The sequence below is a fragment of the Nocardioides sp. BE266 genome, assembly GCF_031457855.1.
GTDB lineage: Bacteria > Actinomycetota > Actinomycetes > Propionibacteriales > Nocardioidaceae > Nocardioides.
This window is the reverse complement of sequence record NZ_JAURTI010000001.1, coordinates 243724-265328: the sequence shown is the minus strand read 5'-3', so window position 1 is coordinate 265328 and position 21605 is coordinate 243724. Positions and strand designations below refer to the sequence as shown.

At 72.3% G+C, this 21605-nt stretch carries 23 protein-coding genes; 15 read left to right on the top strand and 8 right to left on the bottom strand.

Annotated elements, in window-relative coordinates; translation table 11 throughout:
- Positions 1–54 precede the first annotated feature (54 nt).
- Entirely contained in the window at positions 55–429 is a 375-nt protein-coding gene (locus J2X46_RS01340) for a DoxX family protein (RefSeq protein ID WP_310245938.1), read from the bottom strand.
- 84 nt (positions 430–513) lie between these two features.
- On the opposite strand from J2X46_RS01340, the gene J2X46_RS01335 reads away from it, so the two are divergent.
- Complete coding sequence (locus tag J2X46_RS01335; protein ID WP_310245935.1) at positions 514–993, top strand: MarR family transcriptional regulator; 480 nt, start codon at positions 514–516, stop codon at positions 991–993.
- 4 nt (positions 994–997) lie between these two features.
- Here the strand turns inward: J2X46_RS01335 and J2X46_RS01330 are convergent, their stop codons facing one another.
- A complete protein-coding gene (locus J2X46_RS01330) occupies positions 998–2026 on the bottom strand; it encodes a 1-aminocyclopropane-1-carboxylate deaminase (protein WP_310245932.1) in 1029 nt (342 codons plus the stop codon).
- Positions 2023–2715, bottom strand: coding sequence for a GntR family transcriptional regulator (locus tag J2X46_RS01325; protein WP_310245930.1), 693 nt, complete (start codon positions 2713–2715; stop codon positions 2023–2025). Before J2X46_RS01325 ends, J2X46_RS01330 begins: the two co-directional genes overlap by 4 nt.
- A gap of 60 nt (positions 2716–2775) precedes the next feature.
- On the opposite strand from J2X46_RS01325, the gene J2X46_RS01320 reads away from it, so the two are divergent.
- Positions 2776–3714: a cation diffusion facilitator family transporter gene (locus J2X46_RS01320; protein ID WP_310245926.1), complete on the top strand. Its 939-nt coding sequence runs from the start codon at positions 2776–2778 to the stop codon at positions 3712–3714.
- Between the two features lie 14 nt (positions 3715–3728).
- Entirely contained in the window at positions 3729–4751 is a 1023-nt protein-coding gene (locus tag J2X46_RS01315) for an LLM class flavin-dependent oxidoreductase (RefSeq protein WP_310245923.1), read from the top strand.
- A gap of 4 nt (positions 4752–4755) precedes the next feature.
- On the opposite strand, the gene J2X46_RS01310 is transcribed toward J2X46_RS01315, so the two are convergent.
- Positions 4756–5742 (bottom strand): LLM class F420-dependent oxidoreductase, encoded by a 987-nt coding sequence (locus J2X46_RS01310; RefSeq protein ID WP_310245920.1) that lies wholly within the window; start codon positions 5740–5742, stop codon positions 4756–4758.
- 87 nt (positions 5743–5829) lie between these two features.
- Between J2X46_RS01310 and J2X46_RS01305 the strand changes: the two genes are divergently transcribed.
- Positions 5830–6486 (top strand): SDR family oxidoreductase, encoded by a 657-nt coding sequence (locus tag J2X46_RS01305; RefSeq protein ID WP_310245917.1) that lies wholly within the window; start codon positions 5830–5832, stop codon positions 6484–6486.
- Positions 6487–6490: 4 nt separating this feature from the next.
- Here the strand turns inward: J2X46_RS01305 and J2X46_RS01300 are convergent, their stop codons facing one another.
- Genes J2X46_RS01300 through paaZ form a run of 3 tightly spaced genes read right to left on the bottom strand, consistent with a single transcriptional unit; the run spans position 6491 to position 9202 of the window.
- On the bottom strand, positions 6491–6796 hold the full coding sequence (locus J2X46_RS01300; protein WP_310245915.1) for a hypothetical protein: 306 nt from the start codon (positions 6794–6796) through the stop codon (positions 6491–6493).
- A gap of 53 nt (positions 6797–6849) precedes the next feature.
- On the bottom strand, positions 6850–7143 hold the full coding sequence (locus J2X46_RS01295; RefSeq protein WP_310245913.1) for a hypothetical protein: 294 nt from the start codon (positions 7141–7143) through the stop codon (positions 6850–6852).
- Positions 7144–7159: 16 nt separating this feature from the next.
- Positions 7160–9202 carry a phenylacetic acid degradation bifunctional protein PaaZ gene (gene paaZ, locus J2X46_RS01290; protein WP_310245910.1) on the bottom strand — a complete coding sequence of 681 codons (2043 nt, stop codon included), beginning with the start codon at positions 9200–9202 and terminating at the stop codon, positions 7160–7162.
- Positions 9203–9328: 126 nt separating this feature from the next.
- On the opposite strand from paaZ, the gene paaA reads away from it, so the two are divergent.
- The 7 genes from paaA (at position 9329) to J2X46_RS01255 (ending at position 14569) form a co-directional block, all read left to right on the top strand.
- On the top strand, positions 9329–10294 hold the full coding sequence (gene paaA, locus J2X46_RS01285; protein WP_310245907.1) for a 1,2-phenylacetyl-CoA epoxidase subunit PaaA: 966 nt from the start codon (positions 9329–9331) through the stop codon (positions 10292–10294).
- A complete protein-coding gene (gene paaB, locus J2X46_RS01280; RefSeq protein ID WP_310245901.1) occupies positions 10291–10596 on the top strand; it encodes a 1,2-phenylacetyl-CoA epoxidase subunit PaaB in 306 nt (101 codons plus the stop codon). The genes paaA and paaB overlap by 4 nt, the downstream gene beginning before the upstream one ends.
- Before the next feature lie 11 nt (positions 10597–10607).
- A complete protein-coding gene (gene paaC / locus J2X46_RS01275) occupies positions 10608–11534 on the top strand; it encodes a 1,2-phenylacetyl-CoA epoxidase subunit PaaC (protein ID WP_310245899.1) in 927 nt (308 codons plus the stop codon).
- A gap of 89 nt (positions 11535–11623) precedes the next feature.
- A complete protein-coding gene (paaD, locus tag J2X46_RS01270; protein WP_310245896.1) occupies positions 11624–12118 on the top strand; it encodes a 1,2-phenylacetyl-CoA epoxidase subunit PaaD in 495 nt (164 codons plus the stop codon).
- On the top strand, positions 12118–13173 hold the full coding sequence (gene paaE / locus J2X46_RS01265; RefSeq protein ID WP_310245895.1) for a 1,2-phenylacetyl-CoA epoxidase subunit PaaE: 1056 nt from the start codon (positions 12118–12120) through the stop codon (positions 13171–13173). Before paaD ends, paaE begins: the two co-directional genes overlap by 1 nt.
- Positions 13166–13594, top strand: coding sequence for a hydroxyphenylacetyl-CoA thioesterase PaaI (gene paaI, locus J2X46_RS01260; RefSeq protein ID WP_310245893.1), 429 nt, complete (start codon positions 13166–13168; stop codon positions 13592–13594). The genes paaE and paaI overlap by 8 nt, the downstream gene beginning before the upstream one ends.
- A gap of 72 nt (positions 13595–13666) precedes the next feature.
- On the top strand, positions 13667–14569 hold the full coding sequence (locus tag J2X46_RS01255) for a hypothetical protein (RefSeq protein WP_310245890.1): 903 nt from the start codon (positions 13667–13669) through the stop codon (positions 14567–14569).
- 12 nt (positions 14570–14581) lie between these two features.
- Here J2X46_RS01255 and J2X46_RS01250 read toward each other — a convergent pair whose 3' ends face one another.
- A complete protein-coding gene (locus J2X46_RS01250; protein ID WP_310245889.1) occupies positions 14582–15214 on the bottom strand; it encodes a TetR/AcrR family transcriptional regulator in 633 nt (210 codons plus the stop codon).
- Between the two features lie 235 nt (positions 15215–15449).
- On the opposite strand from J2X46_RS01250, the gene J2X46_RS01245 reads away from it, so the two are divergent.
- The 4 genes from J2X46_RS01245 to J2X46_RS01230 all read left to right on the top strand — a co-directional run bounded on the left by J2X46_RS01245 (position 15450) and on the right by J2X46_RS01230 (position 21602).
- Positions 15450–17570 (top strand): DEAD/DEAH box helicase, encoded by a 2121-nt coding sequence (locus tag J2X46_RS01245; RefSeq protein ID WP_310245885.1) that lies wholly within the window; start codon positions 15450–15452, stop codon positions 17568–17570.
- A 56-nt stretch (positions 17571–17626) separates the two neighbouring features.
- On the top strand, positions 17627–18097 hold the full coding sequence (locus J2X46_RS01240) for a DUF5709 domain-containing protein (protein WP_310245883.1): 471 nt from the start codon (positions 17627–17629) through the stop codon (positions 18095–18097).
- 304 nt (positions 18098–18401) lie between these two features.
- Positions 18402–18560, top strand: a complete 159-nt coding sequence (locus tag J2X46_RS01235) for a hypothetical protein (protein WP_310245880.1) — start codon at positions 18402–18404, stop codon at positions 18558–18560.
- Positions 18561–18752: 192 nt separating this feature from the next.
- Positions 18753–21602, top strand: a complete 2850-nt coding sequence (locus J2X46_RS01230; RefSeq protein WP_310245877.1) for a DEAD/DEAH box helicase family protein — start codon at positions 18753–18755, stop codon at positions 21600–21602.
- The last annotated feature ends 3 nt before the right edge of the window (positions 21603–21605 follow it).

Genomic DNA, 21605 nt, shown 5'->3' with positions numbered 1-21605 from the left:
TCCTGAGGGCCATATCGCGGACACGTGTTGATGGACGGGCCCCTCGACAACCGCTCAGAAGGAGTAGGGGCCGAAGCGACCCCACGCCACGAACGCCGCGAGCGCGAGCAGCACTGCGTTGACCACGACCATCTGCGGCTCCTTGCGGCGCAGGTGGGTCACCGCGGCGAGCGCCATCGTGACCGCGAGGCCGGTCGCGGCGAGCGGGGTGAGGATCTCGGCGACACCGACGAGCGGCGGCAGCACGAGCCCGATCGCGCCCAGCAGCTCCATCGCGCCGATGAAGCGGATCACGGGCTGGGAGAAGTCCTCGGCCCAGGCCAGGCCCTGCTCGACGATGGCCTCCTTCGGCTTGGTGGACTTGAGCACGCCGGCCATGGCGAAGGCGCCGGCCAGCAGGATGGCGACCACCCAGAGGGCGATGTTCATGAGGACTCCAGATGTAGAACTTGACGGTTCAACAATCATGACGCCACAAACTTGAACCGTCAAGTGATCGGCTACGATGCCGCCATGAGCGGTGAGGAACAGGTGCGCTGGCTCACGCCCGACGAGCGTGCGGCCTGGCTCGCCAGCGCGGCGCTCATGGTCAAGCTGCCGGCCACGCTCGACGCGCGGCTGCAGCGTGCGGCCGACCTCAGCCTCTTCGAGTACATGGTGCTCGCCGTGCTCTCCGAGCAGGAGGGCCGCACGATGCAGATGAGCGAGATCGCGGCCGCCTCGTCCGCCTCGCTGTCCCGGCTCTCACACGCGGTGAAGCGCCTGGAGAAGCTCGGCCTGATCGCTCGATCGCGCTGCGCCGGCCGCGGTCGGCGGACCAACGCGACCCTCACCGAGGCCGGCTACGCCAAGGTCGTGGACGCGGCGCCCGCCCACGTGGCCGACGTGCGCGACCTGCTCATCGACGTCATCACGCCCGAGGAGCGCGAGGTGCTCCGCCGTGTGGGGGAGAAGGTCGTGTCCCGGCTCGACGGGGGCTGCCCGGGCGGGTGAGCGCTCAGCCCTGCGCCGGCCAGAGCGAGTGGTAGGCGTTGATCGCCGGCTGCCCGCCGAGGTGGGCGTAGAGCACGTGCGAGTCGCGCGGGATGTCTCCGTCCTTGACGAGGTCGATCAGCCCGGCGAGCGACTTCCCCTCGTAGACCGGGTCGGTGATCATCGCCTCGAGCTGGGCGCCGAGCGCCATCGCCTCCATCGTGGAGTCGACCGGGACGCCGTAGAGGTCGCCGGCCCAGCCCTCGAGCACGGTGACCTCGTCGTCGCGCAGGTCGCGGCCGAGCTCGATCAGCTCGGCGGTGTGGCGCGCGATCCGGCCGACCTGGTCGCGGGTCTTCTCGAGCGTCGCGCTCGCGTCGATGCCGATCACCCGGCGGCGTACGCCCGTCAGGTCCTCGAGCGCCGCGAAGCCCGCGATCATGCCCGCGTGCGTCGAGCCGGTGACGGTGCAGACCACGATCGTCTCGAAGGTGAGCCCGAGCGCCTTCTCCTGCTCGGCCACCTCGAAGGCCCAGTTCGCGAAGCCGAGGCCGCCGAGGCGGTGCTCGCTGGCGCCCGCCGGGATGGCGTACGGCGTCCCGCCGGCCTCCTCGACCTCGCGGATCGCGTCCTTCCACGAGTCGCGGATGCCGATGTCGAAGCCGTGGGGGTCCAGGCGCGAGTCGGCGCCCATCATCCGGCTGAGCAGGATGTTGCCCACCTGGGTGTTGGTCGGGTCGTCCCACGGCACCCACTTCTCCTGCACCAGTCGGCACTTGAGGCCGAGGTGCGCGGCGACCGCGGCGACTTGGCGGGTGTGGTTGGACTGGTAGCCGCCGATCGAGACGAGCGTGTCGGCGCCGGAGGCGAGCACGTCGGGGACGATGTACTCCAGCTTGCGCACCTTGTTGCCGCCGAACGCCAGGCCGCTGCTGACGTCCTCGCGCTTCGCCCAGACCGTGGCGCCGCCCAGGTGCTGGGTCAGCCGCTTGAGCTCGTGGACAGGGGAGGGGCCGAAGGTGAGCGGGTGGCGGGGGAACTGATCGAGGATCACGGGGTCTCCTGGGAGTCGGGCTGGGAGTCGGGCTGGGTGTCGGGGATGAGGTCGGCGAGGTTCTGCCAGGTGCGGTAGGCCACCTCGGCGGCGGCGTCGGCGTCGCCCGCGGCGCAGGTCTCGACCAGGCGGTCGTGCAGGGCGACCGACTCGGTGCCGGCGAGGGAGGCGAAGCGGAGCCGCTCGAGGCGGCGCACGACGGGGCTGAACTGGTCGAGCACGGTCGCCAGCGCGCGGTTGCCGGAGACCTCGACCGCCACAGCATGGAAGTCGTCGTCGGCGGCGAGGGCGGCGTCGGTGTCGGTGGCAGCGATCGCGGCGGCGAAGCGCTGGTTGGCCGCCCGCATCGTGTCGAGGTGCGCCGGCGTGAGCCGGGCGACGGCCTCCGCGACCGCGAGCCGGTGCATCGTGACGACCACGGCGTGGGCCTCGCGGACCTCGGCGAGGTCGATCTCGGACACGACCGTCGAGCGTCCGGGTGCAGCCCGGACCAGCCCGGACTCGCCGAGGCGCAGCAGCGCCTCGCGCACCGGCGTACGACTGACGCCGAGCCACGTCGCGAGCTCGGTGTCGCGCACCACCTCGCCCGGCGCGAGCGTGCCGTCGACGATCAGGTCGCGCAGCCGGTCGTGGACGGTGTCGCGCAGCAGCGAGGTGCGGATGGGAGCGTGGTCCACCGGGATCGGCATGCAATATATTGCACATCGGAGACGGTCGCGCGTCAAGGCCCGGGCTGGCAGGCTGGACACGTGCTCACCGTCGTCATCGCGCTGGCCGCCAACACGATCCTCGCGATCCTGAAGAGCGTCGTCGCGGCCGTCACCGGATCGGCGTCGATGGTCGCGGAGGCCGCGCACTCGTGGGCAGACGCCGGCAACGAGGTCTTCCTCGTGATCGCCGAGCGCCGGGCCGAGAAGCCCGCCGACGCCGAGCACCCGCTCGGCTACGGCCGCGAGGCCTACGTCTGGTCGATGATCGCCGCCTTCGGGCTCTTCGCCGTCGGCGCCGCGGTCTCGGTGATCCACGGTGTCCAGTCGCTCGGTGCGGAGGAGGAGGAAGCCAACTACCTCTGGGCCTACGTCGTCCTCGGTGCCGCGTTCGTCCTCGAGGGCATCTCGTTCGCCCAGGCCCGCCGGGAAGTACGACGCGGGGCGCGCGACGCCGACGTCAGCCGGGCGACGTTCCTCGACACGACCTCGAACCCGACCCTGCGGGCGGTCTTCTTCGAGGACGCCGCCGCGCTCGTCGGCATCGTCATCGCCGTGAGCGGGCTCGCGCTGCACCAGGCGACCGGGCAGCCGGTGTGGGACGCGATCGGCTCGATCCTGGTCGGCCTGCTCCTCGGCTTCGTCGCGGTCTACCTGCTGCGCCGCAACATGGCCTTCCTCGTCGGCCAGGTCGCCGACCCGCGGGCGTACGACACCGTGCTCGGGTGGCTCCAGGGGCGGCCGGAGGTGCAGACGGTCAACACCCTGCACCTGGAGTACGTCGGCCCCGACAAGCTGTTCCTCGTCGGGTCCGTCGACCTGGTCGGCGACGACCCGGAGAGCGAGGCGGCCGAGGAGCTCCAGCGGCTCGAGGACCACCTCGAGGAGCGGCCCGAGATCGCCCGGGCAGTGCTGTCGCTGGCCGCGCCCGGGAGGCCGCCGAGCGTGGGCAGGGTCATCGGGAACAACCAGAGTGGTTGAGCGTTGAACCAGTCATGAAGAAGATCGGGTTCCTGAACTTCGGCCACTGGACCGACTCGCCGCAGTCGGCGGTCCGGACCGCGTCCGACACCCTCCTGCAGTCGATCGACCTCGCGGTCGCGGCCGAGGAGCTCGGCGCCGACGGGGCGTACTTCCGGGTGCACCACTTCGCGCGCCAGCTCGCCTCGCCGTTCCCGCTGCTGGCCGCGGTCGGTGCGCGCACGAGCCGGATCGAGATCGGCACCGGGGTGATCGACATGCGCTACGAGAACCCGCTCTACATGGCCGAGGACGCCGGCTCCGCCGACCTCATCTCCGGCGGCCGGCTCCAGCTCGGCATCAGCCGGGGATCACCGGAGCAGGTCGTCGACGGCTGGCGCTACTTCGGCTACCAGCCCGCCGAGGGCGAGGACCAGGCCGACATGGCGCGCCGCCACACCGAGGTCTTCCTCCAGGTGCTCGAGGGCGAGGGCTTCGCCCAGCCGAGCCCGCGGCCGATGTTCCCCAACCCGCCAGGCCTGCTGCGGGTCGAGCCGCACTCCGAGGGCCTGCGCGACCGGATCTGGTGGGGCGCCGCGTCCGACGCGACAGCCCGCTGGGCGGCCGAGCGTGGCATGCACCTGATGAGCTCGACCCTGAAGGCCGACGAGACCGGTGAGCCGTTCCACGTCCAGCAGCGCAAGCAGATCGAGGTGTTCCGGGAGGCCTGGCGCGAGGCCGGCCACGAGGGCGAGCCGCGCGTGTCGGTGAGCCGCTCGATCATGCCGATCACCACCGACCTGGACCGGATGTACTTCGGCCACGAGGGCCAGAGCTCCGACCAGTTCGGCCAGATCGAGGCCAACCTGCGGGCGGTCTTCGGCCGGACGTACGCCGCCGAGCCGGAGATCCTGGTCAAGGAGCTCGCCGACGACGAGGCGATCGCCGCCGCCGACACCGTGCTGCTCACGGTGCCCAACCAGCTCGGCGTCGACTACAACGCCCACATCCTCGAGTCGGTGCTCACCGACGTGGCGCCAGCCCTCGGCTGGCGCTGAACCCTCAGGGAGCGGCCGCCCGCAGCTTGTCGAGCAGCGGGCGGGCCGCCTCGGCGAGGAAGCGGTCCTGCCCCTCGTCGCCGATCTGCACGAGCGCGACGTCGGTGAAGCCCGCCTCCCAGTAGGCCGACACCGCCTCGACGATCTTGTCGAGGTCGGGCCCGCAGGCGATCGACCCGGCCACGTCCTCCGGCCTGACGTACGTCGTCGCCCCCGCGAAGCCGGCCGGAGTGGGCAGGTCGGCGTTGACCGACCAGCCGCCGCCGAACCACCGGAACTGCTCGTGGGCGCGGGCGATCGCGGTCTCCTCATCGGGGTCCCAGCAGATCGGGATCTGGCCGATCCCGCGGGCGTCCTTGCCGACCTGCGCCGCTCCGTCGACGTCGTTCCAGGTCGCGATGATGTCGGCCTCCGGCTCCACGGCGATGCAGTGGTCCGCCAGAGGAGCGAAGCGCTCGATCGCCCGGTCGCCGGCGACCGCGACGCCGATGTCGACGCCGTCGTCCGGCAGGTCCCAGATGCGTGCGGAGTCGACCTGGAAGTACTCGCCGCGGTGGTCCACGAGCTCGCCGGTGTGCAGCGCACGGATCACCTCGATCGCCTCGGCGAGCAGCTCCTGCCGCTCCGCGATCGCGGGCCAGCCCTCGCCGACGACGTGCTCGTTGAGGTTCTCGCCGCTGCCGAGGCCCAGGGTGAAGCGCCCCTCGGCCAGCAGCTGCAGCGTCGCGGCCTTCTGGGCGACCACGGCGGGGTGGTAGCGCAGCGTCGGGCACGTCACGTAGGTCATCAGCCCGACGTGCGAGGTGGCCTGCGCGACCGCGCCGAGCGTCGTCCAGGCGTAGGGGGCGTGCCCCTGCTCGGTAAGCCACGGCGAGAAGTGGTCGCTCATCACCTCGAAGTCGAAGCCGGTCCGCTCGGCCGCGACGGCGTACTTCACCAACTCGCGCGGGCCGCTCTGCTCGGTCATCAGGGTGTATCCGAAGCGGGTCATCCCTCGACCGTAACCACGGGCTGACGCAGGCCCACCACCCGTTGAGGCGGGTTCGCAGGAGCGTCCCGCTCGGGTAGAACAGTCGCCATGAGCAGACCAGTGATTCTCGTGGTGGGTGCCGGTCCGGGCGTGAGCGGCTCGGTGGCGCGCAGGTTCGCCGACGAGGGGTACGACGTCGGGCTGCTGGGCCAGGACCAGTCCGTGCTCGACGACCTGGTCACCGACCTGGAGGCCAGGGGCGCCGCGGTCGGCCACGCGGTGGTCGACATCACCGACGAGGCGGCCGCCCGCGACGCCGTACGACGCATGGGCGAGCACACCGGGCGCGTCGACGTGCTGCACTTCAACCCGAGCGCCTACCGCGAGAAGGACCCGCTGTCCCTGACGGTGGCCGAGCTCCTCGAGGACGTCGCGCTCGGGGTGGGCGCGCTGCTGACGGTGGTGCAGGCGGCCCGGCCGTTCATGTCGGCCGGCGGCCGGATCAGCGTCACCGGCAGCATGGCCGCCGACCAGCCGTGGGAGGGCGCTGCGTCGCTGGGCGTGCAGAAGGCTGGCGTGCGCAACCTCGTGCACAGCCTCGACAAGACGCTGGCCGACGACGGCATCCGCGCGGTGTCGGTGACGGTGCGGGGCACGCTGTCGCGCGAGGGCGCCTTCACGCCCGACCGGGTTGCCGACGCGTTGTGGGACGCGGTCACCGCCGACGAGTCGTCGTGGCGCAGCGAGGTGCCCTACGCGGGCTGAGGCCTCAGGCCGACACCGTCTCCCGCAGCGTCAGGAACACCACGCCCAGCGCGAGCACGGGGACCACGATCGTCCACGCCGTAGCGATGATCCCCATCAGGCTCCCGACGCAGACGAGCCCGCGCCCGACGTGCGGCTGGCGGGTGGTGAGCGCCAGGCCGATGAGCACCAGCGCACCGGCGGTGACCAGGGTGCCGAGGGCGAGACCGCCCTCGCTCGACGAGGCCTCCGCGACCTTCCCGATCCCCGCAGCGACGTAGAGCGCGCCGAGCGACAGGGTCGCGATCCTGGTGAGGCGCTCGAGGGCCATGCGCAAATGTATGGGCGCACGGGGCTCGTGCGCCTCGTGCTCCAGACCAGCAGTCAGGCGCCGCCGAGTCCGTTGAGCAGGAACCAGAACACGGCGATGCCGGCGAACGAGGCCAGCAGGCCCCACCACGCGCCCGTGAGCGCGCGCCGGCCGGTCGACGCACCGGCGCGCGCGAGAGCCGGGAGCCCGATCGTCGCCGCCGCGCCGATCGCCATCGCGGCGAACAGGCCGATCGGGATGAGCCAGTTCTCGTGGTCGTCGAAGAAGAAGGCCGTCACCGGCCACACCAGTCCGCCGAGGACCAGCAGGACCACGATGCCGACGACTCGTTGTGCAGCAGGCGTCATGGCCAGACGCTAGTGCTCAGGCCTCCTTCTTGTCCTGCTTGGCCACCAGAGTCAGCACGTCGTAGGTCGCGACCGGCTCGTCGTCGCCGTTGGTGACCAGCGCGTCCCAGCGGACCTCGCCGTAGTCGGCTGACGAGCGCGGGGTGATCTGCTTGACCGTCAGCGTCACGCGGATCGAGTCGCCGGCCTTGACCGGGGTGAGGAAGCGGAGGTGGTCGACGCCGAAGTTGGCCAGCACCGGACCGGGCGCCGGGTCGACGAAGAGACCGGCGGCCATCGAGACGATCAGGTAGCCGTGGGCGACGATCCCACCGAACAGCGGGTTCTGTGCCGCAGCCTCGGGATCGGTGTGGGCGTAGAACGTGTCGCCCGTGAACTCCGAGAAGTGGTCGATGTCGTCGAGGGAGATGACCCGCGGCTCCGACGCGATCGTGTCGCCGACCTTCAGCGTCGCGAGCGAGTGGCGGAACGGGTGCTCGGGAGTCATCGTGCGCTGCGAGCCGCGCGTCCAGCGACCGGTGATCGCGGTGAGCATGTCGGGGGAGGCCTGGATCGCCGAGCGCTGCATGTGGTGCAGCACGCCGCGCACGCCGCCGAGCTCCTCGCCGCCGCCGGCCCGGCCCGGGCCGCCGTGGACGAGCATCGGCAGCGGCGAGCCGTGACCGGTGCTCTCGGGGGCATCGTCGCGGTCGAGCACCAGGATGCGGCCGTGCCACGGCGCGAGGCCGAGCACGAGGGTGCGGGCGACCTGCGGGTCGTGGGTGACCACGGAGCCGACGAGCGACCCCTTGCCGCGGGCGGCGAGCGCGACGGCCTCGTCGAGGGTGTCGTACGACATCACGGTGGAGACGGGGCCGAAGGGCTCGACGTCGTGGGGCTCGACCGCACCGGCCCGCGCCTTGAGCAGCACCGGCGCCATGAACGCGCCGCGCTCGCCGTCGCCGGCGATCGTCGAGATGTCCGTGGGGTCGCCGTGCACCACGTCGGCCGAGAACCGCAGCGCCTCGACGGCCTTGCGGACCTCCTCGCGCTGGCCGAGCGAGGCCAGCGGGCCCATCCGGACGGACTCGTCGCCGGGGTCGCCGACGGTGATGGTGGCCAGCTTCGCGGCGATCGCGTCGGTCATCTCGTCTGCCACGGCAGCAGGCACGATGACCCGGCGGATCGCGGTGCACTTCTGGCCGGCCTTGGCGGTCATCTCGGTGACGACGCCCTTGACGAAGAGGTCCCACTCGGGGTCACCGGCCGCGACGTCGGGGCCGAGCACGGAGCAGTTGAGCGAGTCGGCCTCGACCTGCAGCGTGACGCCGCCGTGCAGCACCGACGGGTGCTGGCGCAGGATGCCGGCGGTGTGGGCCGAGCCGGTGAAGGCCACCGAGTCCTGGACACCGAGGTGGTCGAGCAGGTCGCCGGCGGAGCCCGACAGCAGCTGCAGCGAGCCCTCGGGGAGGATCCCCGACTCGATGATGCGGCGGACCACCAGCTCGGTGAGGTAGGCCGTCTGGCTGGCCGGCTTCACGATCGAGGGGAGGCCGGCGATGAAGGCCGGTGCGAGCTTCTCGAGCATGCCCCAGACCGGGAAGTTGAACGCGTTGATCTGTACGGCGACGCCCGGGCGCGAGGTGTACACGTGCTGGCCCAGGAACACCCCGGTGCGGCCGAGCTGCTCGAGGTCGCCGTCGCACACCACTGTGTCGTTGGGCAGCTCGCGGCGGCCCTTGGAGGAGAAGCTGAACATCGTGCCGAAGCCGCCGTCGATGTCGATCATCGAGTCGCGTCGCGTCGCGCCGGTGCGCAGGGAGACCTCGTAGAGCTCGTCCTTCAGGCCGGTGAGGTGGGTCGCCAGCTCCTTGAGCAGCAGCGCACGCTCGTGGAACGTCAGCTCGCGGATCGCCGGGCCGCCCACGGAGCGGGCGTGGTGGGTCATCGCACCGAGGTCGAGCCCGGCGCTGGAGATCCGGGCGACCTCCTCGCCGGTGGCGGCGTCGAGCAGCGGGTCGCCCTCGGCAGGGGCGGCGTACCAGCGGCCGGCGGCGTAGCTCTCGAGCAGACGGGTCACGGTGGTCTCCCTAGTGGGTCGAGCGGTGGGTCGAGCTGGTGGATCGGTGGCTGTTTGCGTGCCAGAGTGACTGGTGACACACTAATACCAGACCGATCGGTCAGTAAATGTGGTGAAGGGGTGCCCATGACGCTCACGGAGACCGCCCTCGACCCGCAGTCCGAGGAGGCGCTGCAGGGTCATTTCGAGGCGACGATCGCGCGCAACGACCGGATCGAGCCGCGTGACTGGATGCCCGAGGGCTATCGCAAGACGCTGGTGCGCCAGATCGCCCAGCACGCGCACAGCGAGATCATCGGCATGCAGCCGGAGGGCAACTGGATCACCCGTGCCCCGAGCCTGCGCCGCAAGGCGATCCTGCTGGCGAAGGTGCAGGACGAGGCGGGCCACGGGCTCTACCTCTACTCCGCCGCCGAGACGCTCGGCGTCTCCCGGCTCGAGCTCACCGAGCTGCTGATCGCGGGCAAGCAGAAGTACTCCTCGATCTTCAACTACCCGACGTTGTCCTACGCCGACGTCGGCACGATCGGCTGGCTGGTCGACGGTGCCGCGATCTGCAACCAGGTGCCGCTGTGCCGCACCTCCTTCGGCCCCTACGGCCGCGCGATGATCCGGGTCTGCAAGGAGGAGTCCTTCCACCAGCGCCAGGGCTACGAGCTGCTCACCACGATGATGCGCGGCACCGACGAGCAGCGCGCGATGGTGCAGGAGTCGGTGGACCGCTTCTGGTGGCCCGCGCTGATGATGTTCGGCCCGCCCGACGCCGACTCGCCCAACACCGCGCAGTCGATGGCGTGGGGGATCAAGCGCAACACCAACGACGAGCTGCGCCAGAAGTTCGTCGACATGTCGGTCCCGCAGGCCGAGGCGCTCGGCGTGACCTTCCCCGACCCGGAGCTGAAGTGGAACGAGGAGCGCGGCCACTACGACTTCGGCTCGCCGGACTGGGAGGAGTTCATGGAGGGCGTGAAGGGCAACGGCCCCTGCAACGCGCAGCGGATGGCCCACCGCCGCCGCGCCCACGAGGACGGCGCATGGGTGCGCGAGGCCGCGACGGCGTACGCCGCCACGCAGCAGGCGGCGATCGCATGAGCACCGTCGAGCCCCACCTCAGCCCCGAGTGGCCCCTCTACGAGGTCTTCGTCCGCGGCAAGCGCGGCCTCAACCACGTCCACGTCGGGTCGCTGCACGCCGCCGACGACCGGATGGCGCTGCTGCACGCGCGCGACGTCTACACGCGCCGCAACGAGGGCGTGAGCATCTGGGTGGTGCGCGCCGACGCGATCACGGCCTCGAGCCCCGACGAGAAGGACCCGATGTTCGCGCCGAGCGGCGACAAGGTCTACCGCCACCCGACCTTCTACGACATCCCCGACAACGTCCCCCACATGTGATGAACGACCACGTGCACACGACGGAAGAGGACGAGCACGAGAGCGCCTACTCGGGCCTGCTCGTCAACGACGCCCACTGGGCCTTCGGCACCGACTTCGAGGACCCCCTCGCCGGTGTCGACACGACCATCCCTGAGGGCGTCGACGCGCCCGCGCTGGCGGCGTACGCCCTGATGCTGGGCGACGACGCGCTGGTCATGTCCCACCGGCTCTCGGAGTGGACGAGCAACGCGCCCGACCTCGAGGACGACATCGCGCTGTCCAACATTGCGCTCGACCTGCTCGGCCAGGCGCGGCTGCTGCTGGCCCGCGCGGCGAAGGCCGACGAGTCCGTGGTGCCGGTCCTGCCCGAGGGCTCGCCCGCGCCGCCGGAGGACGCGCTCGCGTTCTTCCGCGAGGCCCACCAGTTCCGCAACGTGCGCTTCGCCGAGGTCGTGAACGGCGACTTCGCCGAGGCGACCGTGCGGGTGCTGCTCTTCTCGATCTGGCGGCTCGCGACCTTCGAGCGGCTGCGTGCCAGCCGCGACCACGTGCTGGCGGCCGTGGCCGCCAAGGGCGTCAGGGAGCTGGCCTACCACCGCGACTACGCCGCCCGCTGGTTCGTCACCCTCGCGCAGGGCACGGACGAGTCGCGGCGCCGGCTGGTCGCCGCGCTCGACTCGCTGTGGCCGCTGTGGCCCGAGCTGTTCGACACCCACGCGGTCGAGGCGGCCGCCGCCGAGGCCGGCGTCGGCGTCGACCCCGCGTCGGTCCGCGAAGCCGCCGAGGCGACGCTCGACCAGGTGCTCGCCGCCGCCGAGGTGCCGCGGTCCGAGGCCCCGCGCCGGGCGGGCGTGCTCGGTCGCCACGGACGCGACGGGATGCACGGTGAGCCGCTGAGCCGGATGCTCGCCGAGATGCAGTCCGTCGCCCGCGCCCACCCGAGGGGCCAGTGGTGAATAAGAACGCGAGTCGGTTGTCGAGTAGTCGCGAGGGACGAGCGATGTATCGAGACACCTCACGGGCTACTCGATCACCGGGTCCCCGGGTGACCGAGCGGGCGCGGGCAGTTGCTGCGCGGGTCACCGACCCCGAGCTGCCGATGCTCACGCTGGTGGACCTCGGTGTGCTGCGCGACGTCGACGTGGTCGCCGACTCCCACGTGGTCGTCGACATCACCCCGACCTACTCCGGCTGCCCGGCCATGGCCGCGATGCGCGACGACCTCGTCCGCGAGCTCACCGGCGCCGGCTTCGACCGGGTGGACGTCCGGGTCAGCCTGCATCCCGCCTGGACCACCGACTGGATCACCCCGGAAGGCCGGGCCGCCCTGGCCGAGGCCGGCATCTCACCGCCGGGCCCCGCACCGTCGCACGACGGGCCCATTCCGCTGACGCTGCTGCCCACCGCCCGCCAGGTGCGGTGCCCGCAGTGCGACTCGCCCGCCACCGAGCTGGTCTCGGAGTTCGGCTCGACGGCGTGCAAGGCGCAGTACCGCTGCACGTCCTGCCTCGAGCCCTTCGACCACGTCAAGGAGATCTGATGGCTGCGACCTTCCATGCGCTGAAGGTCCGCGACGTCGAGCCGCTGACCGACGACTCCGCGGCGGTCACCTTCGACGTGCCCGACGACCTGCGCGAGCTGTTCGCCTTCGAGCCGGGGGAGTCGCTCACCCTGCGCCGCGTCGTGGACGGCGTCGAGCACCGTCGTACCTATTCCATCTGCGCGCCTGCCGGCGCCGCGCCGCGCATCGGCGTGCGCGAGATCCCGGGCGGGATGTTCTCCTCCTGGCTGATCCACCAGGTCGCGCCGGGGGAGACCGTCGAGGTCGCCGAGCCCTCGGGCAGCTTCCGCGCCGACCCCGCGCTCGCCGGCCGGCACCTGTGCATCGCGGCCGGTTCGGGCATCACCCCGATGCTCTCGATCGCCGCGTCCGTGCTGGCCAACCCGGACAGCTCGGTGACGATGCTCTACGGCAACCGCGAGACCACCTCGGTGATGTTCGCCGAGGAGCTCAGCGACCTGAAGAACCTCCACGGCCCGCGCTTCGACCTCGTCCACGTGCTCTCCCGCGAGCCGCGCGACGTCGAGCTGTTCTCCGGTCGCCTCGACGCCGACCGGTTGCGCCGCCTGCTGCCGGTCAAGGTGCCGCTCGCCGCGGTCGACCACGTCTGGCTCTGCGGCCCGCTCGGCCTGATCCAGGACGCCCGCACCGTGCTCGAGGAGCTCGGCGTGCCGAAGGAGAAGGTCCACTTCGAGCTGTTCTTCGTCGACGAGCCGCCGCCGACGCTGCGCCACGCCGACCGCGTGGTCGAGGGCGTGACCAGCGACGTCACGGTCGTCCTCGACGGCCGTACGACGACGACGCCGATGCCGCGCGACACGACCGTGCTCGACTCTGCCCAGGCGGTGCGCAGCGACCTGCCGTTCGCCTGCAAGGGCGGCGTGTGCGGCACCTGTCGCGCCAAGGTCACCGACGGCGAGGTCGAGATGGTGCGCAACTACGCCCTCGAGCCCGACGAGGTGGAGCAGCAGTTCGTGCTCACCTGCCAGACCTTCCCGGTGAGCGCCGCCGTCACCGTCGACTTCGATGCCTGAGCCCGTGACCGATCCCGCGCTGGTCATGTGGTCGACCGACCGCGCGAGCGCCCTGCTCGGGATGCAGGTCGTCTCGACCGGTCCGGGCGTCGCCCGGGTCTCGATGCTGGTGCACTCCGGCATGGTCAACGGCCACGACCTGTGCCACGGCGGCCTGATCGCCAGCCTCGCCGACTCTGCCTTCGCGCTGGCGTGCAACTCCCACGGCACCGTCACCGTGGCGGCCGGCTTCACGGTCGACTTCGTCGCACCCGCCCGCCTCGGCCAGACGCTCTACGCCGACGCCCGCGAGGTCTCGCTCCGCGGCCGCTCCGGCGTCTACGACGTCACCGTCCGCGCCGACGACCCGGAGTCCGGCGAGGTGGTCGCTGAGTTCCGCGGCCGCAGCCGCTCGCTGGGGCGGCCCATCACCGGGACCTAGGGCCCTTCCCGCGCGCCCCGCGACTCCCTACCGTCGGAAGGCACACGGTTGCCCGCCCCAGGGAGGTACGTCATGAGGACTCCGCGACTCCTGGTCCCGCTGCTGGCGCTCGCGCTGGCACCCGCGCTCGTCACCGCACCGAGCGGGCAGGCGGCGTACGACACCTCGGCACCGCCGGGCAACCCGGTGCTGGTCGCCGTACGGGCGCGGCACGTCGGTGCCGTGGACCGCGTGGTCTTCGAGTTCCGCGGCGGGCTGCCCGCCGACCGTCAGGTCGACTTCGTGGACCGCCTCTTCGCCGACGGGTCCGGCCGTCGCGTGCACGTCGCCGGGCAGGCACTGCTCGAGGTGCGCTTCCGGCCGGCGCAGGCGCACGACGACGACGGGTCGTCGACGGCCGCGCCGCGCCGCGTGGCCTTCCGCCTGCCCAACGTCCTGACCGCGGTGCGCACCGGCGACTTCGAGGGCGTGACGACGTACGGCATCGGGCTCGCGAGGCGCACCAGCGTCCGCGTGACGACCCTGCAGGCCCCGCCGCGCGTGGTGGTCGAGGTGGGCGCGGGCTTCCCGACCGTCGAGCGCAAGGTGTGGTTCTTCCACCGCCAGCGCTTCGTGGACAACCGCCCACCTTTCTTCGTCCCGGTCCGGCGACTGATCCGTGCCGGCGCGCCCGCCACCGGCGTGATGGACCGGCTGTTCGCCGGCCCGCTGCCCGGGGAGCTCGCTCGCGGGCTGCGGCTGTTGCGCTCGGGTGCCAACGGCTACGACGACCTGTCCGTGTCCGGCGGCACCGCAGACCTGCGGCTCACCGGGCGCTGCTCCAGCGGGGGCTCGACGGTCACGATCGCCGGCGAGGTGCTGCCGACCCTCAAGCAGTTCGCGACCGTCGACCGGGTGGTGCTCCGCGACGCGGCCGGCGGGACGCTCGACCCGGGTGGGACGGGGGACTCGACACCGGGCTGCCTCGAGCCCTGACGGCCGGGTGGCCTAGCTGTCCTGGCGGGCCAGCCCGTCGAAGCCGAGCGCGGTGACGGCGTCGGCCAGCGCCTCGGCGTCGAGGTCGGTGCGCACCCACTCGGTCAATGAGTTGACCATGCCGAAGAGCAGGCGGCTGATCACGAGCGGGTCGAGGTCGGAGCGGACCACGCCGTCGTCGACGGCGAGGCGGACCATGTCGGCGAGGCGCTGGTCGATGGCGCGGCGACGGGCGAGCGCCGCCTGCTCCACCGGGGTGTTGCCGTGCACGCGCAGCAGCAGGGTCACCGCCGGCAGGTGCTCGACGAGCACGGTCACGCTGCTGCGTACGGCGGCGCGCAGGCGCTGTCCGGCATCGAGGTCGGTGGCCGCCGAGACCTCGTCGAGCGCCGCGGTGAGGGCGTCGAGCGCCTCGTCGATCGCGCTGCGGAGGAGGTGCTCCTTGCTCGGGACGTGGTGGTAGATCGCCGACTTCGTCAGGCCGAGCTCGCGGGCCACGTCGCCGACGCTGGTGGCGTCGTACCCCTGGCGGTTGAAGAGGTCGACCGCGACCCGCAGCACCGCACGCTGGTCGTGGCCGGGGCGGCCGCGTCGCGCGCCGGTCTCGGTGCCTGCCTCCACAGCCCCCTGCGTGCCGCCCTCCATGGGGACACCGTCTCACGCCGACCACGCCGATGTGGGGAACAGTTACCGGCTCGGGACGACCGGGGGTTACAGTGGACGCAGCGTCCAGACGCCGTGCCCCACTGATCGCCCAGATCCACCGGCCACGCCACCGACGCCCGCTCCAACCTCCACGCCGTGGTGTGCAGGTCAGCGCCGACACAGGCTCGCCTGCTCCGCGACGCGTATCCAGTCAGGCCCAGTCCGGGAGGACACCTTGGCCCAGCGCCAACGCCAGCGCGGCAGTCGCCGCACCCCTGCGCATGCCCGTCACAAGGACAACGAGGGCATCGTCCCCGTGCTCGCCCGTGCCGTGCGCGAGCTCGAGTCCGCCGTCCAGCGCGGACCGCTCGCCCCGGGCCAGCGCGTCCGCTTCCAGGTCGTCGCGCTGCTGGCGCGCGAGCACCGCAGCGACGTACGCGCCTCGGCCGAGCTGACCGACGCGCAGAAGGCCGACGAGCTCAAGCGCCTCGACGGCATCGCGACGATCCTCGCCAAGACCGCGACCCGCGACCCCTCGCTGTTCGGCCTGCTGTCCGAGGAGGCGATGGTCACCGACAGTGCCCGGGACCTCCGCCTGGAGATGCTCCGCAAGGCGGGCATCGAGGCGCCGGTCGAGGAGCCGAAGCCCGACGACGAGGCCGGCCCCGGGCTGGGCGAGCGCCGGGTCATCCCGCAGTCGGTCGCGCAGCACCAGCTCGCCAACCCGTTCCTCGTCCCCGACTTCGAGATCGGCCGCGAGCGCCGCAGCACCCACGGCCGGCTGACCACCTGGGAGCTGCTCGGCCCGCTCTTCCGCTCCTTCGAGCTCGGCGGCTCCTCGTCCTGCATGGACCTGCCCGAGGCCACCTCGCTGAACGCCCCCGGCAAGCTCGAGCTGATGCCGCACCAGGCCCGGATGATCGCCTCGGCGGCCGAGGGCCACCGCACCTTCCTGCTCGCCGACGAGCCCGGCCTCGGCAAGACCGCGCAGGCGCTGCTCGCCGCGCAGGCCGCCAACGCGTTCCCGCTGCTCGTGGTCTGCCCCAACGTCGTGAAGACCAACTGGGCCCGCGAGACCGAGCGCTGGACCCCGCGCCGCCGCGCGACCGTGATCCACGGCGACGGCGACCAGGTCGACGCCTTCGCCGACGTGATCATCGTCAACTACGAGATCCTCGACCGCCACGTCGACTGGCTCGGCACGTTCGGCTTCCGCGGCATGGTCGTCGACGAGGCGCACTTCATCAAGAACAAGACCTCGCAGCGCTCGCGCCACGTGCTCGAGCTCTCCGAGCGGCTCCGCTCGCGCACCGCGCGCCCGCTGCTGATGGCGCTGACCGGCACGCCGCTGATCAACGACATCGAGGACTTCCGCGCGATCTGGCAGTTCCTCGGCTGGATCGACGACAAGAAGCCGATGGCCCGCCTGATGGAGGCGCTCGAGGAGACCGACCTGACGCCGGCCGACCACGCCTTCTACCCCGCGGCCCGCAAGGCCGTGATCGACATGGGCATCGTGCGTCGCCGCAAGGTCGACGTCGCCGAGGACATCCCCGCCCGCCGCATCGCCGACATCCCGGTCGAGCTCGACGACGAGGACACCCGCTCGATCCGCGCGGCCGAGCAGGAGCTCGCCCGCCGGCTCGTCCAGCGCTACAAGGCCGCCCTCGAGACCCGTCGTACCGGTTCCGTCGTCGACGGCATCGACCACGAGCTCGTACGCCGCGTGGCGACGTGGGAGCGCGAGGAGATGGACACCGGCACCTCGGGCGAGAACGTCTTCTCGATGTTCCGCCGCATCGGCCAGGCCAAGGCCGGGCTCGCCGCCGACTACGCCGCGCAGCTCGCGCGCAACGTCGGCAAGGTGGTCTTCTTCGCCCGCCACGTCGACGTCATGGACATCGCCGAGGAGACCTTCACCCGTCGCGGGCTGAAGCACACCTCGATCCGTGGCGACCAGACGCCCAAGGCGCGCGAGAAGGCCATCCACGGCTTCGTCAACGACCCCGACGTGCAGGTCATCGTCTGCTCGCTGGCCGCGGCCGGCGTCGGCGTGAACCTCCAGGTGGCCTCCAACGTGGTGCTCTCCGAGCTCTCGTGGACCGACGCCGAGCAGACCCAGGCGATCGACCGTGTGCACCGCATCGGCCAGAGCGACCCGGTCACCGCGTGGCGCATCATCGCCGCGCAGACCATCGACACCCGGATCGCGGAGCTCATCGACTCCAAGGCCGGCCTCGCCGCCCGGGCACTCGACGGGTCCGACGAGGAGGTCTCGTCCTCGGCCAACATCCAGACCGAGGCCCTGGTCGCGCTGCTCACCGACGCCCTGGAGCGCGAGCTCGGCCTCGCCTGACACGCCGGGGTCCTTCGCCCCTTGTCCTGACGTGCCCTGATCGGTACGAAGGAGGCATGAGTGAGGACCGCGAGTACTACGGCGACCAGTCGATCGACGACGAGGACCAGCTCCAGCCGGGGGACACCCTGGACGACGGCGACCTCGACGACGTGCTCGACCGCGGCTACTCGCCGCCCGACCGTCCGCCGAAGGGCTACGACGACTACCCGACCGAGGCCGAGCGCCGGCAGGGCGAGTCGCTCGACGAGCGGCTGTCGGAGGAGGAGCCCGACGTCGACCCCTACGCCGACGACGACGAGGACGACGACCACGAGGACGAGAACGCCCTCGACGAGGAGCTCGGTCTCGACGAGCCCGACGCGCGTGCCGGGCGGCTGATGGCCCCGGACGAGGGGCTCGGTGAGGACGTCGACAAGCAGGAGCTGGCCGTCGACGTCGGCATCGACGGGGCCGGCGCCTCCGCCGAGGAGGCAGCGATGCACCTCACCCGCGAGCCCGAGCCGGAGTCGGGGGACGACTACTGACCCGCAGGGGTGGCCGCGTGGGCATCCTCCACTGACCAGTGGGTACCCCCTCAGTACGTCCGCGTGAGAGCCATGGACCTCATGCCGACGAGGCCCGGGCGGTCAGGAAGCGGCCGTCCGGGCCGACCTGTGCGTGAGGCTTGGGCTGATGCACGCCCGGGACATGTGCACCGAGGCCACACGCGACCACTGAGCACGTCGACCCCCTCTGGTCCAGACCGCCGGAAACGCTGCGTGACCCCTGCGCCCGCGGCGTCGTTGGCCAGACGTCCGGAGCACGAGGCTCTCGACGGGGGAGGACACCATGACAACGACGCACACCCTGCCCGGCAGCAGGATCGAACCGCTGGCGCTCCGGCGGGTGGGGCAGGAGCGCCGGCGGCTGCTGGCGGATAGGTCCACCGACACGACGGTGTACGTCCCGCGGCACCGCGCCGACGTACCGGTCGACTCGGCCGCCTGAGACCGGGCGCGGGCATGATCGACATCGGCCCGGACTGGTTCCAGCCGAGCGGTGCCACGGGCCAGGCCGACGCCGACCCCTCGGACTCGTGTGGCGGTTCTCGCCCCGACACCGCGGATCTGGGGTCCAGGACTCGGACACGTGTGGCGGAGGCGGCCCTGACGCAACGTCCGGAGCCCCTACCGTTGCCGCGTGGACACTCACTCCGGGCCGGCTGACGACCAGCGGACGGCACCCGGCGTACCGCCGCTGCGGGTCCACCAACGTGAGGCGCTCGACGCGCTGGCGGCGGCGTGGGAGGGCGCGGACCACCCGCGAGCGTGGGTCGTGCTGCCCCCGGGAGCCGGCAAGACCCGCGTCGGCCTCGATGCGGTCGCGGCCCAGCTCCGGGCCGACGCCGACACGCGGGCGGTCGTGCTCGCGCCCAACACCGCGATCCAGTCCCAGTGGGTCGCCGAGGCGCGCGCGATGGGGCTCGAGGCGGGCGACGACCGGTCCCTCGCCAGCCCGCTCACGTGCCTGACGTACCAGTCCCTGGCGGTCTTCGACTCCGAGGCTGCCGACGACGCCGACTCCACGACGACGGTCGTCGACCGGCTCCACCCCAACGGCGCCGCCCTCTTCGACCTGATGCGCACCCAGCCGCGCCTGGTGCTCGTCCTCGACGAGTGCCACCACCTGCTCGAGGTGTGGGGACGGCTGCTCGCCGAGCTGCTGCAGGCGATCGAGGGCGCCCACGTGCTGGCGCTCACGGCCACGCCGCCCGACAGCCTCGCGGGGGAGCAGCTGGCCCTCGTCGAGAAGCTCTTCGGGAGCATCCTCTACCGGGTCTCGGTGCCGGCCGTCGTCCGGGAGGGCCACCTCGCGCCGTTCGACGAGCTCGTCTGGCTGACCACGCCGACCCCAGTCGAGGAGGACTGGCTCACCGACGAGGCGCTCCGCTTCACCGAGCTGACCACCCTGCTGACCACGCCCGGCTTCGGGTCGGTCGGGTTCTACGAGTGGCTCACGGCCAGGTTCGTCGCACCGGTCCCGGCCACGACCACCTGGGCTGGCCTCGACGCTCGCGAGCCCGACCTGTGCGACGCCGCTCTGCGGATGCACCACGCGGGCCTGCTCGAGCTGCCGTCCGGAGCCCGGCTGCGCGAGGAGCACCGGCACGCTCCGTCGGCTGAGGACTGGGTCGCCCTGCTCGGCGCCTGGCTGCTCAGCCACGTCGCGGTCTCCGAGGACCCGGGCGACGCCGCGGTCCTGGCGGTCGTCCGGAAGGCGCTGCCGTCCGTCGGCTACCAGTGGACCCGTCGAGGCGTACGACGCGGCCGGTCGACCGTCGACCGCGTCCTGGCCCGTTCGGCCGCCAAGCCAGTCGCTGCCGCCCAGATCGTCGGTGCCGAGCACGCGGCCATCGGCGACCGGGCCCGTGTGCTGGTGCTGTGCGACCACGAACGTGCATCAGCCACTGTGCCGGTGTCCCTCGACGGTGTCCTCGACGCGGAGGCCGGGTCCGCGCTCGCCGCGCTGGACACGTTCCTCACCGACCCCGACGCCGCCGTCCTCCACCCCATGCTGGTCACCGGGTCCGTCGTGGCCTCGTCCGAAGCCACGCTGCTCGACCTCGTCGACTTCGTCGCCACCCGCGACCCGGACCTCGCGGCCGGGCTCGTCGTCGAGACCGGCGACGGCGCGATCGCGACCTGCACGTCCGGCTGGGCGTCGCGCACCTGGGTCGGGCACGTCACCGCGTTCTTCGAGGCCGGTCGGACCCAGGTCCTCATCGGCACCCGCGGTCTCCTCGGCGAGGGCTGGAACGCGCGCAGCGTCTCCACGCTGATCGACCTCACCACCGCCACCACGCTGACCGCCGTCGTGCAGACGCGGGGTCGGGCGCTGCGCACGGATCCGACGTGGCCTGACAAGGTCGCCACCAACTGGACGGTCGTCTGCGTGTCGGAGGCGCACCCCAAGGGCGACAACGACTGGACCCGCCTGGTCCGCAAGCACACCGGGTTCCACGGCGTGGACGCCGACGGCGACATCGTCGACGGCGTCGCCCACATCGACGCGTCCTTCTCGCCCTTCGCGCCGCCTCCGGTCGCCGACTTCGACCGCCTCAACGTCCGCATGCTCGCCGCTGCCGGCGACCGGGACGCCATCCGCGACGCGTGGGCCGTCGGGACGCCGTACGACGACCTCACGCTCGCGTCGCTGCGGGTACGACGCGCGCCCGGCGCCTCGGCCGCCGTCGAGCCTCGGCCCGTCGGACCGATCACCCCCGTCGCGCCGACGTGGCGGCTGACGCCCACCGGCATGACCACGGCCGACGAGGTGCCGTCGATGAGCTGGCGCTCGTCGCTGTCGCTGGGTGCGGGGACGTTCGGCGCCGCTCTGGCTGCCGCCGTCGCCGCGGGCGAGGTCGCGGCGGTGTCCGCCGGTGTCGTCGGCGGTGTGGCGACCCTTGCCGGGGCGCTCGTCACGGGCCGACGCAACCGGGACGAGCTCACGCGGTGGGTGCACGAGCAGCTGACCGCGACCACCGGCACGCCGCCACTGGAGGCGGTGGCGGCGGCGGTCGCGGACGCGCTCGAGGCGGCCGGGCTGACCAGCATCGGCGCCGCCGGCCTCGCCGCCGAGCTGCACCCCGACGGCGAGTACCGGTTCCGGCTCGTCGGCACCGAGGACGACGCCACGACGTTCGCGGTCGCGTTCGACGAGGCGATCGGACCGGTCGGCGCTCCGCGCTACGTCGTGTCCCGCTACGCCGCCGCGCAGCTCGCCGACCCCGACGCGTCCGTCCGGACGCGCGCCGGCGCACGCAAGGCGCTGGCGGCCGTCCGCCCGGCCGCCGAGGCATGGCACCCGGTCCCGTCGGTCCTCGGCCGCAACGCCACCCGCGCCGGTCACTACGTCCGCGCGTGGAGCGCCTGGGTCGGGGACGGCCGCATGCTCGCCACGGCCACCCCGGAGGGCGCCGGGGTCGTGGTCGCGGTGTCGGGGGAGGACCCGTTCGCCGCCATGACCCTGATGCGGCGCCAGTGGTCCTGACCG

What these genes read in the sequence shown, in the direction of transcription:
- J2X46_RS01340 (WP_310245938.1), bottom strand. Translation starts at nt 429, where the DNA reads ATGAACATCGCCCTCTGGGTGGTCGCCATCCTGCTGGCCGGCGCCTTC.
- J2X46_RS01335 (WP_310245935.1), top strand. Translation starts at nt 514, where the DNA reads ATGAGCGGTGAGGAACAGGTGCGCTGGCTCACGCCCGACGAGCGTGCG.
- J2X46_RS01325 (WP_310245930.1), bottom strand. Translation starts at nt 2,715, where the DNA reads ATGCCGATCCCGGTGGACCACGCTCCCATCCGCACCTCGCTGCTGCGC.
- J2X46_RS01315 (WP_310245923.1), top strand. Translation starts at nt 3,729, where the DNA reads ATGAAGAAGATCGGGTTCCTGAACTTCGGCCACTGGACCGACTCGCCG.
- J2X46_RS01310 (WP_310245920.1), bottom strand. Translation starts at nt 5,742, where the DNA reads ATGACCCGCTTCGGATACACCCTGATGACCGAGCAGAGCGGCCCGCGC.
- J2X46_RS01305 (WP_310245917.1), top strand. Translation starts at nt 5,830, where the DNA reads ATGAGCAGACCAGTGATTCTCGTGGTGGGTGCCGGTCCGGGCGTGAGC.
- J2X46_RS01300 (WP_310245915.1), bottom strand. Translation starts at nt 6,796, where the DNA reads ATGGCCCTCGAGCGCCTCACCAGGATCGCGACCCTGTCGCTCGGCGCG.
- J2X46_RS01295 (WP_310245913.1), bottom strand. Translation starts at nt 7,143, where the DNA reads ATGACGCCTGCTGCACAACGAGTCGTCGGCATCGTGGTCCTGCTGGTC.
- paaA (WP_310245907.1), top strand. Translation starts at nt 9,329, where the DNA reads ATGACGCTCACGGAGACCGCCCTCGACCCGCAGTCCGAGGAGGCGCTG.
- paaB (WP_310245901.1), top strand. Translation starts at nt 10,291, where the DNA reads ATGAGCACCGTCGAGCCCCACCTCAGCCCCGAGTGGCCCCTCTACGAG.
- paaE (WP_310245895.1), top strand. Translation starts at nt 12,118, where the DNA reads ATGGCTGCGACCTTCCATGCGCTGAAGGTCCGCGACGTCGAGCCGCTG.
- paaI (WP_310245893.1), top strand. Translation starts at nt 13,166, where the DNA reads ATGCCTGAGCCCGTGACCGATCCCGCGCTGGTCATGTGGTCGACCGAC.
- J2X46_RS01255 (WP_310245890.1), top strand. Translation starts at nt 13,667, where the DNA reads ATGAGGACTCCGCGACTCCTGGTCCCGCTGCTGGCGCTCGCGCTGGCA.
- J2X46_RS01250 (WP_310245889.1), bottom strand. Translation starts at nt 15,214, where the DNA reads ATGGAGGGCGGCACGCAGGGGGCTGTGGAGGCAGGCACCGAGACCGGC.
- J2X46_RS01240 (WP_310245883.1), top strand. Translation starts at nt 17,627, where the DNA reads ATGAGTGAGGACCGCGAGTACTACGGCGACCAGTCGATCGACGACGAG.
- J2X46_RS01235 (WP_310245880.1), top strand. Translation starts at nt 18,402, where the DNA reads ATGACAACGACGCACACCCTGCCCGGCAGCAGGATCGAACCGCTGGCG.